We start from the raw sequence: 12,201 nt of genomic DNA, 5'->3' as shown, positions 1-12,201 counted from the left end.
AGTACACCTCGATTACTGGGGCAAGGTCAGCGTCATTCTGGCCTGGCTCCCCCGATCGGCGCTGAGTATCGCGCTTTGCGCCTTGTTATCATGATCTGCGGCCTTCATCCCGTCAGCAAAGGGAGGAGCGACGTCAAAGGCATGTGAGACGTCGATTTCATCAACGGGGTCTGCTATCGATCGGCGGTTGCTGAGTCCCCCGCATCCATGGTCCGTCTTCTCGTCACATATATGGAACAGCTTGCGCCTCCGACCGGGGCTGCGCTGTCGTCTCCGCTTGCGGGCGCCGCTATCGCCAGGGAACGTCCTGATGCGGACGATTATCTGCGCCTTTATCGAGCCATAGGGACGCCCCTGCGATGGGACGAGCGTCTGCGGATGACGAGGGAAGGACTTCTGGCGTTCCTGCGCGACGGTTCCACGGCGCTCTACATTTTGCGGCACGAGGGACGATCGGTCGGGCTGTGCGAGTTTGCGGGCGTCGGCGCGGGGGATGTGGAGCTAAAGCACTTTGGCCTGATCCCCGATGCCCAGGGCCGGCGTCTCGGACCCTATCTGCTGGATTGGTCGCTGCGGGCGATATGGAACCATCGACCTGAGCGCGTATGGCTACACACGGATACCTGGGATCATCCGAAGGCCAAAGCCACCTACGAGCGCATCGGCTTCAAGGCTTATTCCGAAGTCTGGGAAGAGCTTCCCGACTGAGCAACGGGGGCAGGGTGCGTGCCCCATGAAAGAGCACGCACAGTATCAATCGACGATCAGCGAAAACCGCCGGCGGCAGTCAGTCGCTCGCCGGTCAGCCAGCCGGCATCGTCAGAAGCGAGGAAGACCGCGACCTTGGCGATGTCGTCGGGCTGGCCGATGCGCGCAAGCGGGGTCTGGGCCACGGCGGTGTGCTCGAAATCGGAGCCGATGACGCCTGCGGTATGCGTGCCTTCGGTCTCGACAATGCCGGGGAGGATGGCGTTGACGCGGATCTTGCGCGGGCCTAGCTCCTTGGCAAGCACGCTGTTGATGGCGTCCACCGCTCCCTTGGTGCCGGTATAGACGGCGGAGGCGGGCGGAGCCATGCTGGTCACCACGGAGGAAATGTTGATCACGCTGCCGCCTTCGCCAATGTGTTTGACGGCGGCCTGGGTGGTCAGCAGCAGGCCGAGAACGTTCACGTTGAACTGGCGGTGATAGTGTTCCTCGGTAATCTCTTCGATCGCCCCGAACTCGTAGACGCCGGAATTGTTGACCAGCACGTCGAGACGGCCGAATTCCTTGACCGTGGCGTCGACCAATCCCTTTGCCTGTTCCGCCTTCGAAACATCGCCCTGTACCGCGATGGCCTTGCCGCCGGCTGCGACGATCGTCTTGACGACATCATCTGCTCCCGCCTTGCTCGACGCGTAATTGACCGCGACGTGTGCACCCTCCGCGGCGAGCGCCTTGGCAATGGCGGCACCGATGCCCTTGGAGGCGCCCGTCACAAGGGCGACTTTTCCAGCGAGTTTCGACATATCAATTCCTTTCGACCTGGATTGCCGCCGGGGTTGACGGCATTGTTCCATAGTTCAGAAATACGGAACTGTTGATCTTGATTTCAAGTAGCCCTATATAAAAATTCATGAGACCGCTCATTCATCCAGCCGTCGAGGATTTGAAGCCGGAGGCGATCCTGTATGCGCTCTCCGATCCGGAGCGCGTGGCGATCTTCGCTCAGATCGCGGGCGTCGGTTCAACCGGCACATGCACTGCGCTTTCCAATCTCGGCGGGCGCGTCATCCCTAAATCATCGCTGTCGCAGCATATGAAAGTGCTGCGTGAGGCCGGCCTTATCCGGGGCGAGCGTCATGGCGTGGAGATGCGCAACCATTCGCGCTGCCAGGAAGTCGATAAACGATTCCCGGGTCTAGTCGCGGCCATTCTCGGTGCTTATGGACGGCCCCCGGAAGAAACGAACGCAGGCTGACCACCTTGGGACGTTGCCGTTGGCCGTCGGCACGCAGCCGAAGTGTGGGAGTGCCCGCGCTCTTTGGATGCCGTCAGTTTGTCGGGACGGTATGCGCGGTGATCGTATAGCCAAATGGATCGACGAAGGCGAAATAGCGTCCGAACGGGCCGTCTTTCGGTGGAAAAGCTATCCGCACGTCGCGCTCGCACAGATGAGCGTGCAATTCGTCAGCGTCGTCGCAGCCAAACCAGATCGCGATTCCAACCCCTGGCTTCTGCGTGTCGTCAAAGTCCTCGATAGGTGTACGGACGGCGAATGGGATGGGATGCGTTTCGAAAACAACCGCGCCCGGAGGAGCCTTTGCCGATGGCGTAAGCCCGACAATGTCCCGATAGAAGGTCCGTGCGGCGTCCAGATCCTTCGTCTGTATCCCGATGAAATCCGGTCCAATGAGGCGAGGCATGAGCGATCTTTCCTTTTTATCCCTGACGCAGTATCGTCAGGGCCCTGATATAGTATAAGGGCCCTGATATGTCCAGCCTGATTGATCCGCCTGTTGATGACACCTACCGTTCGCTCGGGTATGCGCTGAAGCGGGCGCAGCAAGCGCTGCGCGGCCATCTCGACACCCAGCTTCGAAACATCGGATTGACGACGCCACAATATTCGGTGCTGGCGGGGCTTGAGTTCAGCGCGGGCTTGTCGAGTGCGGAGCTTGCGCGGCGGGCTTTCGTCACACCGCAGACGATGCAGTCCATCATAGCGACACTCGAACGGGATGGCCTCATCAGGCGGATGGCCCACCCGGTCCATGGCAGGGTCCTGACGACCGAACTTACGCCGGATGGGCGCTCAGCATTGCGTGCGGCCCACGAGATTGTCGCCAACGCCGAAGGCCTGGCCCGAAATGCCGTCGCACCAGGTGATCCGGAGATCATATATGCAGCCTTGCTACGGATAGCAGACGCCATGCGGTGAAGTCCTCCGGCCGGGATTGACCCCTAAAGCGTGTCGCGATCTTTCAGATTCGCTTGCCACGCTTTAAGTCTTTGTTTTTCGCATGTCGTTATCGCAAAACCGCCGCACACTTTTGCGCGACATGCTTTAGCTGGCCATCGACTGGTTCAGCCAGTCTTCGAACCTGACAGGACCGACATGGGCGGGGTGAGGCGGCAGCAATGTGTCGTCGTTCAGTTCGACGCCATAGTAGCGCGCGGTCTCGTCGGTGATCACCGGGCGCATGTCTTCGTTTGCTGCGACGAGCATGCGGGCGATTTCATCGAGGGCGAACTGCTCCGGCCCCGCTATTTCCACCGTATCGTTCATCGGGGCCGCCAAAGCCAACAGGGTAAGCACCTCCGCGACGTCGTCAGCAGCTATCGGCCGCACAGAGGCGGAAGGGAGCCGGATACCGTCATCGTCCGCCGCCATGTCGATCACGCCGCTGATGAACTCGAAGAATTGCGTCGAGTGGACAAGCGTATAGGGCCGCCGGGCCGCCTTGATCAGGTTCTCCTGCACCATCTTTGCGCGGAAATAGCCGCTCTCGACGAGGCGAGGGGTCCCTACGATCGACAGGGCGAGATAGTGGCCGACCCCTGCATCTGCAGAGGCGGCCAGGAGATTTCGGGTTGACGTCCTGAAGAACTCCAATGCGGAATTGTCTCCGAAGGATGCAGCGTTGGTGACGTCGATGACGGCGTCCGCTCCCGTGAGCGAAGTCCTAAGGCCTTCCCTCGTCACGCTGTTCACTCCGAACGTGGGGGATGCAAGGACGACTTCGGCCCCCGCCTGGCGGAGGCTTTCAACGAGGCGCGTTCCGATGCGCCCGCTCGCTCCCATGACCGTAACTTTCATCGATCCGCTCCGTGTTTTCGTTCCCGCCCTGCATCGCAACGATCAAAAAGCCCTGATAATGCCGGCACTGGTTGGGCCGGCACCACAAAGCTTCGTCATCGGCGCTCGCAGGCCTGATGTCATTTCACAGGCATCACCACCGGAGCGCCCTTTTTCTTGACCAGCAGGACGATGAACTTCGCCGGTTTCGTCTTGCTCGCGTTGCGGCTGATCAGGTGAATGTCGGAAGGGCTCTCGTAGAACGTATCCCCCGGAGAGAGGGTAACTTCCTTTTCTCCCTTGACCTGCATCACAATCGAGCCCTCCAGAACGTAGACGAACGCGTCCGCCTCGTGCTTGTGAACCGGCGAGGAGCCTCCCGGCCCGTATTCGACCGAAATCATGAGCCCTTCCTTGCCCGGATAGTCGGGAAGGTTTTTGCTCATGAGCGATGTTACTTTGGCAGTGTCTTCGGCGGCGGCAGCCACAGTGGCGGAGAGACAGATGCTGGCTGACACCAGCAATGCGGATAGGGCAAAATTCATTATCGTAACCCTCTTCGTTGCCGTTGCAAAAATGCGTTTCGAGCCCGCAAGCCATTGAAAGATCGCGTGGCCCGGTTGCCGGGAGCCTCACGCTACCTGGATTGCGCAGACTGGCGAAACCAGTCTGCAAAACCGATCTTGCCGAGCCTCGCACCCTCGCCGGGCACGAGCGAGCGATCATCGAGTTCAGCCCCGAAATAGCGCGCGTGAACATCCGCCTCGACGGCCCGCGGATCATTGATCGCCTTCAGGTAACGGCCGATGATCTCGTTCATGGGGAAGCGCTCCGGTCCTGCAATTTCGATCATCCCGTTGATCGGCCTTGCAAGCGCAACGTCCGCCACGATGTCGGCAACGTCATCAGACGCTATGGGCTGGAAGGCTGCAGGAGAGAGCCGGGCAACAGTCCCGACGGTCGCTTCGTCGGCGATGCCTTTCAAGAATTCCATGAACTGGGTCGAATGAATGATCGTGTACGGGATCGACGATCCCTTGATGAGCCTTTCCTGGGCAAGCTTGGCCCTGAAATAGCCGTTCTCCGGCAGCCGTTCCGATCCGACGATGGACAGGGCGATATGATGTTTTACGCCGGCATCGCGTTCTGCGGCGAGCAGATTGCGGCCCGATGTTTCGAAGAAGTCCAGGACCGCCTGATCTTCCCAGGACGGTGAGTTTGCAAGATCGACGACCACTTCGGCCCCGGCCAGCGCGCTCACCAGTCCTTCCCCGGAAATGGTATTGACGCCGGTTTTCGGGGATGCGGCCAGCACCTCGTGGCCCTTGTCGCGCAGGCGCGCTGCGGTCTTCGATCCGATGAGGCCGGTGCCTCCGATAAGGACGATTTTCATAACGCGTTCTCCTCCCGCGACCCTCTTGGGCCGGAGTTCCAGGTTACGATCGCGAAAGCCGACACAGCCGCGAGAAATTCCATGCTTGGATCAAGTGAAACACATCGACTGTCGTCGCCACGGTCGGCTTCCGCCGAGGGGCGATCTCGCATCGCGGGGGTATATTGTTCCCATATGAGATCAGGGGCAACCGGAATTGGCGAAATGCGGGATCGGTTTTGAGGGGAGGCGGCCACCGGCGCAGCCCGGTTGGTTCCCTTGCATGCCGCCCATCCATGTGTTAGATACTGAACCGAATGGTTCAGTATGCAAAAGCCCATCTCGATGCCTCGTTCGCCGCGCTCTCGGACGCCACCCGGCGCGGTATTCTGGAGCAGCTCGGGCGCGCTGACGCTTCGATCACGGACCTTGCCGAGACGTTCCAGATGACGTTGACGGGCATGAAGAAGCATGTCGGCGTCCTGGAACAGGCGGGGTTCGTCACCACTGAGAAGATCGGGCGCGTACGGACCTGCAGGCTCGGCCTGCGCCGGCTGGAGGAAGAGGCGGCATGGATCGAGGCGTATCGCCAGCTCTGGGACGCGCGCTTCGACGAGTTGGACAAGGTTGTCGAGGAACTGAAACGGAAGGAGAAGGTCGATGGAGAGTAAGCCTACCCCCATGAAGAACCCCACGACGGTGGAACGGACGTCCGAGCGTGAGCTCGTCGTTGTCAGAACCTTCAACGGTCCGGCACATATCGTGTTTCAAGCGTGGACCAAGCCCGAGCTGTTCATGCGGTGGTGGGCGCCGAAGTCGATGGGCGTGCCCATGCTTTCCTGCAGCATGGATGTTCGCGTCGGAGGCGGCTACCGTATTGCGTTTGGCCACGATGCCTCGAGCGCCATGGAATTCTTCGGCAAGTATCTCGAAGTGATACCGAACGCGCGCCTGGTCTGGACGAATGAGGAAAGCGATGACGCTGCCATCACCACGGTGACTTTCGCGGAAAAAGACGGCAAGACGCTGCTGGTGCTGCATGAACTCTATCCCTCGAAGGAAGCGTTCGACGCCAATTCCGGGGCGGAGGGCGGGATGCCCGAGCAGTTCGAGCAACTGGACGAGCTTCTCGTCACGCTCGTCGCGGGACGGTGATAACAGCGTCGATCTGCCGGTCCGGAAGACCCCTCCCCACAAGGGGGAGGGGCTTAACTTGCCGCACCGACTTTCCCAAAATTCGACGTTTCGGAGGTGTGAGGCGGTGCCGCGGGTTAGCCCCTCCCACTTGTGGGGAGGGGTTGGGGAGGGGTCTTTTTCTCAAAGGCCGCCCGGCCCCAGGGATCGGCAACGTGCCCGGCTTATTACCTCAGCCGTCCGGCGACCCGGAGCGCCAGAAGAATAGACGACACGTGAAGAGCCTGCCCGATCAGGCCGGCCTGCAACCCGTCCAGCACCTCCGGTATGGGAAGGGCATGAACGGTCAGCCCTTCTTCGCCGGCATCGAGGCGTTGCTGGTGCCTGCGCTCGGCGCCGGTTGCGAGATAGGTGTGAAGACGGTTCGTGTGAGAGGCCGGGTTCGGATAAAGGCTGCTGATCAATTGCCAGTCTTGGGCAATGTACCCCGTCTCTTCCTCCAGTTCGCGACGGGCTGCCTTTTCGCTGTCGACGTCCTGTGCGTCGAGGCCGCCTCCCGGTATTTCCAGGAAGAACCTGCCCGCCGCATGCCGATATTGGCGAACGAGCAAAAGGCGGTCATCCGGGGTGATCGCAACGATATTGACCCAATCGGGATAGGACATCACGTAATAGGGAGAAATCCTCACTCCGTCAGGCGTCAGGCAGTCGTCGGCGCGTAGATTCAGCCAGCGATCCTGCAGGATCGTCCTGGATTCGAGCACCTTCCACGCGTCGTCCATTCAAAAATTCCCCTGTTTCGAACTGCCGGATTTTCGAACACTACGCCGTGAACCCCTAAAACGCGAATGGCCGAGATGGGGTGGGTTGCCGTCCGCTTTTTGTGAGGAACGGTAGATGTCAGACGGCCGTCAAAGATAAAGATGTGGCGAAACGGCCTTGCCACGGGAACCGAGCAGGCGGCCGCAGTTCTTTGACGCGACGGACAAGCCGGTTGCGTCGCCAAGCCATTCATGCAACGCTGATAATCAGCAACGGAGGGGTGGCATGGCAGGTCTGTAACTCAAAGCGTTTGACGATCCGAACTCTTTGATGCCGGCAGGTCTACATGCATTCTTCATCCTTCGCCTCGTGCTTTCGAGGCAATATTGCAGCGCTTCATGCGATAGCCTTTTTCGGCGCACTATATTTCTACCATCCTATCGCCACTCTCTATTACCAGGGACGAGGATTGGACTTCGTCCAGATCAACTCGCTCTGGGCAGTAGTCGTCATCATTATGGCGGTTTCGGAGGTTCCATCCGGTATCCTGGCTGATCGGATCGGGCGCAAATGGGCCATCGTTCTGGCGTTGGCGCTGCAGCTATCTGGCGAGATCGTTTTCGTTTATGCGGACGTCTATCCGCTCTTCGTCGCCAGCGCGGTCCTCGGAGGCGTCGGGTTCGCCTTCTCCTCCGGCTGCCTCGAGTCGATCATGTACGATACGCTCAGGCAGCGTAACCAGGAAGGCTCAATGCAAAGGGTCATGGGGCAGAACGGTGCCTCAGCGCAGTTGGCGATGATTGCCGGGGCAGTGGTAGGCGGGCATATCGCCCGCGATCTGACCATGAACAGCTATATCTACCTGATTGTCATGACCATCGGCTCTGTCGCCATCGCTCTCCTTGTTTCGTTGCTTCTACGGGAGCCTGAAGACGACATTGCGCGCGAGGAAGAGGGCGCATTTGCAATCCTGTCCAGTGGTCTGTTCCTCCTGTACAGCAACCGCAAACTCCGGCGGATCGTTGCATTGTCGGTCCTCGCCAATCCGTTGACGGCCTATCTTATCACCTTCTATCAGCCTCACCTGCTGGCCGCCGGTGTTGGTGCGGACTGGCTGGGATTGAGTCTGGCGCTGGGATCCTTGCTGGGCGCGGCCAGCAGTCACTTCGCCCATGTCCTGGAGCGCATCCTGGGCATCCGTTGGGCGCTGTTCACTGCGACATTGCTGCCCGGTCTGCTATACATCGCACTGGCCTTCAGCAGCTCTTCGTGGCCTGCGGTATTGACCTTCGTAGCGACCTTCGGGGCCGCCACGTTGCAACGTCCCATTTTCTCGGATTACATCAATCGCCATATCGACAGCAGCAGAAGAACGACTGTGCTGTCCATCATCAGCATGTTGAGCGGTGCTTATGTTGCCGCCATGGGCATGGTCACGGGCGCGCTGGCCGAAATCAGCTTGCCGCTTACCTTCGCGACAATAGGTGTGATCACCATCGGCGCGTCATTCCTCCTCAGGATTGATGCACGGCATGTGTCTTTGAAAGAGTAAGCGAGGCGGCACGCCTTCGACTTCTCTGGAATGGCCGCTATCGGGATCTTACTAGCAGTAGAGATCGACGGCGAATGAACACTCGTCGTCTTTCGGTTCCGGATCGTTGGCTAGGGCTATGCCCACCGTTGACGAAAGGCCAGCGCGCGTATTCCGGCCACTTGGAGTCCCGCAAGCTACTTTTGGGGCGGCTCGAACAATTCGATGGGATTGCCCGCGGGGTCGTCGACGAGGATCTGCTTGCCGCCTATCCCCGGCACGATGTCGTTGCGAAATCTGGCGCCTGATGTGCGCAGGCGTTCGACCTCGGCTTCGATATTGTCGACCTCTATCTGGATGCGGTTCCAGCCGCCGGGTGCAGGCCGGCGTCCATCCGGCATGGGCTGGGACGCGCCGCCCGGTCCCGTCGTTGCGTTCACCAGCAGGCGAAGATCGCCTCTGGTCAGCATGGCGAAACTCGGAGCCGGATGCATGGCGAGCGTAAAGCCGAGCGACTGCGTATAGAATGCAATCGCTGCATCGACGTCGTCGACGATGTAACGAACGCTGACAGTAGCCATATCAATTCCTCCTTCAGGTCGTTGCTCCCTCATGAATTGATTTCGCCGAAGCCCTCGCGAAACGGCACTCCGGCCATCTTCAGACCTGCCACGACATAGGGTGTGGCCTTGTCTATCCGGCGATATGTTCGGCCACTCGCTCGGTTCGCGAGGCGAGATGAACTTTCCTCTTCATGGAGTGCAGAACCGGATATAGCGTCCCGGCCGGGACCTTGTAGGCGTGGTGAATGTTCGATGCCGATGGGCGGACGATGCCTGGTCACTCCCCGGTGATATCGCCTGGAATCCTGTGGTTCAGGCTCTCCAGATACGAGCCGATTTCAGCCCGGTTCGTGAGGATGATCTTCGGCCCGTCAAAGGCTCCGAACAATCGCGCATGCGCCGCATGGCAGGTGGAGTTATTGCGCAGACGGTATTCTCCGATCCATTTGATCAGCTCTTCGAAAGCCTCTTGGCTCTCACCGCCCTGAATGCCTCTGGTCCTGACATTGGCGATACATTCGTCTTCCGGCAGATCGATCCAGACAAGGGATGTCGCCCGGTTCAGGACGACGTTTGCCAGCCAGCCGTAAACGCCCTCCATCAACCAGATGTCGGCTTTGGCTGCGTCGATCACTTCGTTGGCGACAAGCTGGTTGTCCCGCGCAATGCCGTAATAGCCCGGAGCCCAGCGCAGATCATCGAGATGAATGACCGGACGCTCAAGCAAGGTTCCGAGCTTGCGAGCAAGCCATGTCTTTCCGGTTCCGCCATTTCCGAAGATCAGGATCCGGTGGAGGTCTGCGGATAGTCTTTTGTTCAACGGTTGCTCCTGCGCTCTTGAGAGCCTGCTACATGCATTGACTTTGGCCGCGGCCCGCCACCATGTCTACCTCCGCCGATATTTTCGGATTCCTTGCCTCCGTCATGACCGCGGTCGACTTGATCGGAACGACCTGATGTTTGCACTTCTCGGCCTTCACGGGTCGTCCGGCCACCCGGCCTTCATCCGGAGTTTTATTGAAAAACTCGCGCCTGATGTTTCGTCTATCTGTCCAGAGGGGACTTTCCCCGATGGCGACGGTTTCACATTTTTCAAACGCCGCCCGGATTTCAGCATACCCGAGGAAGAGCTTCTGGACCTCGCGAGAGACAGCGTGTCCCCCGCCGGCTTCGTTTGCGCATCCGGCAGTGAGACGATGCTCGCTGTCGGATATTCCAGCGGGGCGATTTTTGCCACGGCTCTGCTTGCCGTTGCGCCGCACCTGTTCGTCGGTGCGATCCTGCTGCGCCCGCAGGTGATCTCGGAGGGTTTCGCCTTTCCGGATCTATCGGCAAAGCCGGTGCTCATCCTGTCGGGCCTCAACGACAGCAGGCGCCAGCCGCGCCATGCCCTGCAGCTTGCGGAGCAGCTTTCCGCGGCCAATGCCGATGTCACCCATCATGCGCTGGAGGCCGGACACGGCCTCGCACCCGATGATGCCGACCTCACTTTGGCAGCGTCCTGGATGGCGGCAAGTTTCACGAGCCTGCTGTCGCCCATTGCAGCCATCGGCCGCAAGTGAGATGATTTCGCCCAGGATTCGCATGCATCATTTCGGAGGAGATGTGGCATGGCTGATTTCAACCTTGGTTTCGTGATCTTTCCCGGCATCACGCAGCTCGATTTCACCGGGCCGTTCGAAGTGCTGAGCAGGCTCTCGACGCCGCCTTCGCTCTCGGCGCCTTCGAGGTTTCCCGGCGCCAGGACGCATGTCATCGCCAGAAGCCTGCAGCCGGTGCCGAGCGATCGGGGCCTGAGCTTCCTGCCGACCGAAACATTCGAGACCTGCCCGGCGCTGGACCTGATCTGCGTGCCCGGCGGGGCAGGGGTCGTCGAGGCGCTGGGCGATGCCGAGACGGTGGATTTCATCGGCCATCAGGGCAGGCAGGCGCAATATGCGACCTCGGTCTGCACCGGCGCATTTCTGCTGGGTGCCAGCGGTCTGCTCAGGGGTCGGCGAGCGGCGACGCATTGGGCCTATACCGACCTGCTTCCCCTGGTGGGCGCCACCCATGAAAAGGCGCGCATCGTGCGCGACGGCAATATCATCACCTCGGGCGGGGTGACGGCGGGCATCGACTTCGCCTTTTCCATCGTTGCGGAACTTGCCGGCGCCGATGTGGCGCGGGCGATCCAGCTCGGCATCGAATATGATCCGTCGCCGCCCTTCAATGCCGGCCATCCGGACAAGGCAGGCGAGGCGGCGAAGGCGCTGATGCTGCAGCGAAATGATGCGGCGCATAGCGGAATGCGGGCGGCATTGGAGCGGCTGGGTTGAAAAGGGAGGCTCGGCCATGAGCGGGGAGATACGGCTTTTCAGCGCCATTGCGGTTCGGCCCGCCGTCCTTGCTCTCCTTCCCCGGTTCGAAGCGGCCACGGGATTGAAGGTGGCGGTCAAATGGGCGCTCAATCCGGCGATCAGGAAAGAGATCGAGGCGGGCGAAGCTTTCGATCTCGTCATCACCAATCCGGATCATGTCGAGGATCTGACCGCGCTCGGCAAGATCAGGGCGGGAAGCCAGGTCGCCTTCGGGCGGATAGCGATGGGAGTGGCGGTCCGATCGGGCACCCGTGCGCCCGAGATCGGCTCGGTGGAAGCCTTCAAACATGCCCTTACGACCGCCCGGTCGATCGCCTATGCCAGTGACGGAACCAGCGGCGCCTATTTCACCGGCCTGCTGAAGCGGCTCGGAATGGACGGTGAGATCGAGCCCAGGCTTGTCGCCATCGAAGGCGGCCGGACGGCGCCGGCTGTCGGACGCGGGGAGGCAGAGCTCGGCGTCGTTCCCGTGACGTCGATCCTTGCCGCTGCGCCCGAGGTCATGCTTGTCGGCCGGTTTCCGGACGAGCTGCAAAGCTATATCGACTTTGCCACCGGTATCAGCACCGATGCGACCAATGCCGAAGCCGCCGGAACCCTGTCGGAATTTCTGGCGTCGGCAGAGGTCGATGACATCCTGACGGCAAAGGGCCTTGAATGCCGCTGAACGATCAAGCTCCTCTGCACAGGCGTTTCCG

The 12,201-nt window shown here is 60.4% G+C and carries 17 protein-coding genes; 9 read left to right on the top strand and 8 right to left on the bottom strand.

The features are described 5' to 3' along the window. Positions 1-207: 207 nt before the first annotated feature. Positions 208-708, top strand: coding sequence for a GNAT family N-acetyltransferase (locus AC1DNW_RS05920; RefSeq protein ID WP_113311363.1), 501 nt, complete (start codon positions 208-210; stop codon positions 706-708). Between the two features lie 56 nt (positions 709-764). Here the strand turns inward: AC1DNW_RS05920 and AC1DNW_RS05915 are convergent, their stop codons facing one another. Further along, positions 765-1,511 (bottom strand): glucose 1-dehydrogenase, encoded by a 747-nt coding sequence (locus AC1DNW_RS05915; RefSeq protein ID WP_113311362.1) that lies wholly within the window; start codon positions 1,509-1,511, stop codon positions 765-767. A 107-nt stretch (positions 1,512-1,618) separates the two neighbouring features. On the opposite strand from AC1DNW_RS05915, the gene AC1DNW_RS05910 reads away from it, so the two are divergent. After that, positions 1,619-1,963, top strand: coding sequence for a winged helix-turn-helix domain-containing protein (locus AC1DNW_RS05910; protein ID WP_113299701.1), 345 nt, complete (start codon positions 1,619-1,621; stop codon positions 1,961-1,963). Positions 1,964-2,036: 73 nt separating this feature from the next. Here AC1DNW_RS05910 and AC1DNW_RS05905 read toward each other — a convergent pair whose 3' ends face one another. Continuing rightward, on the bottom strand, positions 2,037-2,408 hold the full coding sequence (locus AC1DNW_RS05905) for a VOC family protein (RefSeq protein WP_113311361.1): 372 nt from the start codon (positions 2,406-2,408) through the stop codon (positions 2,037-2,039). A 68-nt stretch (positions 2,409-2,476) separates the two neighbouring features. On the opposite strand from AC1DNW_RS05905, the gene AC1DNW_RS05900 reads away from it, so the two are divergent. Continuing rightward, the gene (locus tag AC1DNW_RS05900) at positions 2,477-2,923 is read left to right on the top strand and encodes a MarR family winged helix-turn-helix transcriptional regulator (protein WP_477833134.1); all 447 of its coding nucleotides are present in this window, start codon (positions 2,477-2,479) and stop codon (positions 2,921-2,923) included. Positions 2,924-3,049: 126 nt separating this feature from the next. On the opposite strand, the gene AC1DNW_RS05895 is transcribed toward AC1DNW_RS05900, so the two are convergent. The 3 genes from AC1DNW_RS05895 to AC1DNW_RS05885 form a co-directional block, all read right to left on the bottom strand. Next, positions 3,050-3,802, bottom strand: coding sequence for an SDR family oxidoreductase (locus AC1DNW_RS05895; protein WP_113311359.1), 753 nt, complete (start codon positions 3,800-3,802; stop codon positions 3,050-3,052). 119 nt (positions 3,803-3,921) lie between these two features. Further along, positions 3,922-4,326, bottom strand: a complete 405-nt coding sequence (locus AC1DNW_RS05890) for a cupin domain-containing protein (protein WP_477852185.1) — start codon at positions 4,324-4,326, stop codon at positions 3,922-3,924. A 92-nt stretch (positions 4,327-4,418) separates the two neighbouring features. Continuing rightward, a complete protein-coding gene (locus AC1DNW_RS05885; protein ID WP_113311358.1) occupies positions 4,419-5,174 on the bottom strand; it encodes an SDR family oxidoreductase in 756 nt (251 codons plus the stop codon). 296 nt (positions 5,175-5,470) lie between these two features. Here AC1DNW_RS05885 and AC1DNW_RS05880 point away from each other — a divergent pair, with 296 nt between their 5' ends. Then, positions 5,471-5,824 (top strand): helix-turn-helix domain-containing protein, encoded by a 354-nt coding sequence (locus AC1DNW_RS05880; protein WP_113311357.1) that lies wholly within the window; start codon positions 5,471-5,473, stop codon positions 5,822-5,824. Continuing rightward, positions 5,814-6,308 carry an SRPBCC family protein gene (locus AC1DNW_RS05875; protein WP_113311356.1) on the top strand — a complete coding sequence of 165 codons (495 nt, stop codon included), beginning with the start codon at positions 5,814-5,816 and terminating at the stop codon, positions 6,306-6,308. Before AC1DNW_RS05880 ends, AC1DNW_RS05875 begins: the two co-directional genes overlap by 11 nt. A 206-nt stretch (positions 6,309-6,514) precedes the next feature. Here AC1DNW_RS05875 and AC1DNW_RS05870 read toward each other — a convergent pair whose 3' ends face one another. Next, positions 6,515-7,069 carry an NUDIX hydrolase gene (locus AC1DNW_RS05870; protein WP_113311355.1) on the bottom strand — a complete coding sequence of 185 codons (555 nt, stop codon included), beginning with the start codon at positions 7,067-7,069 and terminating at the stop codon, positions 6,515-6,517. Positions 7,070-7,395: 326 nt separating this feature from the next. On the opposite strand from AC1DNW_RS05870, the gene AC1DNW_RS05865 reads away from it, so the two are divergent. After that, positions 7,396-8,601, top strand: a complete 1,206-nt coding sequence (locus tag AC1DNW_RS05865; RefSeq protein ID WP_113311354.1) for an MFS transporter — start codon at positions 7,396-7,398, stop codon at positions 8,599-8,601. 176 nt (positions 8,602-8,777) lie between these two features. On the opposite strand, the gene AC1DNW_RS05860 is transcribed toward AC1DNW_RS05865, so the two are convergent. Both AC1DNW_RS05860 and AC1DNW_RS05855 read right to left on the bottom strand, forming a co-directional pair. Further along, positions 8,778-9,161, bottom strand: coding sequence for a VOC family protein (locus tag AC1DNW_RS05860; RefSeq protein WP_113311353.1), 384 nt, complete (start codon positions 9,159-9,161; stop codon positions 8,778-8,780). A gap of 259 nt (positions 9,162-9,420) precedes the next feature. Further along, complete coding sequence (locus AC1DNW_RS05855) at positions 9,421-9,963, bottom strand: P-loop NTPase family protein (protein ID WP_477852183.1); 543 nt, start codon at positions 9,961-9,963, stop codon at positions 9,421-9,423. Between the two features lie 136 nt (positions 9,964-10,099). Between AC1DNW_RS05855 and AC1DNW_RS05850 the strand changes: the two genes are divergently transcribed. From AC1DNW_RS05850 to AC1DNW_RS05840, 3 genes are read left to right on the top strand one after another with little or no spacing between them, the layout of a single operon-like run. Then, positions 10,100-10,705, top strand: a complete 606-nt coding sequence (locus tag AC1DNW_RS05850; protein WP_113311352.1) for an alpha/beta hydrolase family protein — start codon at positions 10,100-10,102, stop codon at positions 10,703-10,705. 48 nt (positions 10,706-10,753) lie between these two features. Continuing rightward, a complete protein-coding gene (locus AC1DNW_RS05845) occupies positions 10,754-11,461 on the top strand; it encodes a DJ-1/PfpI family protein (protein WP_113311351.1) in 708 nt (235 codons plus the stop codon). A gap of 16 nt (positions 11,462-11,477) precedes the next feature. Further along, on the top strand, positions 11,478-12,170 hold the full coding sequence (locus AC1DNW_RS05840) for a substrate-binding domain-containing protein (RefSeq protein ID WP_113311350.1): 693 nt from the start codon (positions 11,478-11,480) through the stop codon (positions 12,168-12,170). The last annotated feature ends 31 nt before the right edge of the window (positions 12,171-12,201 follow it).

The sequence above is a fragment of the Rhizobium sp. 05L429 genome (assembly GCF_056397645.1).
Note: the sequence above shows the minus strand (reverse complement) of the source record. Positions and strands in the feature narration are given on the sequence as shown.

Coding starts and splice junctions, on each gene's coding strand:
- AC1DNW_RS05920 (WP_113311363.1), top strand. CDS start 208: ATGGTCCGTCTTCTCGTCACATATATGGAACAGCTTGCGCCTCCGACC.
- AC1DNW_RS05915 (WP_113311362.1), bottom strand. CDS start 1,511: ATGTCGAAACTCGCTGGAAAAGTCGCCCTTGTGACGGGCGCCTCCAAG.
- AC1DNW_RS05910 (WP_113299701.1), top strand. CDS start 1,619: ATGAGACCGCTCATTCATCCAGCCGTCGAGGATTTGAAGCCGGAGGCG.
- AC1DNW_RS05905 (WP_113311361.1), bottom strand. CDS start 2,408: ATGCCTCGCCTCATTGGACCGGATTTCATCGGGATACAGACGAAGGAT.
- AC1DNW_RS05900 (WP_477833134.1), top strand. CDS start 2,477: ATGTCCAGCCTGATTGATCCGCCTGTTGATGACACCTACCGTTCGCTC.
- AC1DNW_RS05895 (WP_113311359.1), bottom strand. CDS start 3,802: ATGAAAGTTACGGTCATGGGAGCGAGCGGGCGCATCGGAACGCGCCTC.
- AC1DNW_RS05890 (WP_477852185.1), bottom strand. CDS start 4,326: ATGAATTTTGCCCTATCCGCATTGCTGGTGTCAGCCAGCATCTGTCTC.
- AC1DNW_RS05885 (WP_113311358.1), bottom strand. CDS start 5,174: ATGAAAATCGTCCTTATCGGAGGCACCGGCCTCATCGGATCGAAGACC.
- AC1DNW_RS05880 (WP_113311357.1), top strand. CDS start 5,471: ATGGTTCAGTATGCAAAAGCCCATCTCGATGCCTCGTTCGCCGCGCTC.
- AC1DNW_RS05875 (WP_113311356.1), top strand. CDS start 5,814: ATGGAGAGTAAGCCTACCCCCATGAAGAACCCCACGACGGTGGAACGG.
- AC1DNW_RS05870 (WP_113311355.1), bottom strand. CDS start 7,069: ATGGACGACGCGTGGAAGGTGCTCGAATCCAGGACGATCCTGCAGGAT.
- AC1DNW_RS05865 (WP_113311354.1), top strand. CDS start 7,396: ATGCATTCTTCATCCTTCGCCTCGTGCTTTCGAGGCAATATTGCAGCG.
- AC1DNW_RS05860 (WP_113311353.1), bottom strand. CDS start 9,161: ATGGCTACTGTCAGCGTTCGTTACATCGTCGACGACGTCGATGCAGCG.
- AC1DNW_RS05850 (WP_113311352.1), top strand. CDS start 10,100: ATGTTTGCACTTCTCGGCCTTCACGGGTCGTCCGGCCACCCGGCCTTC.
- AC1DNW_RS05845 (WP_113311351.1), top strand. CDS start 10,754: ATGGCTGATTTCAACCTTGGTTTCGTGATCTTTCCCGGCATCACGCAG.
- AC1DNW_RS05840 (WP_113311350.1), top strand. CDS start 11,478: ATGAGCGGGGAGATACGGCTTTTCAGCGCCATTGCGGTTCGGCCCGCC.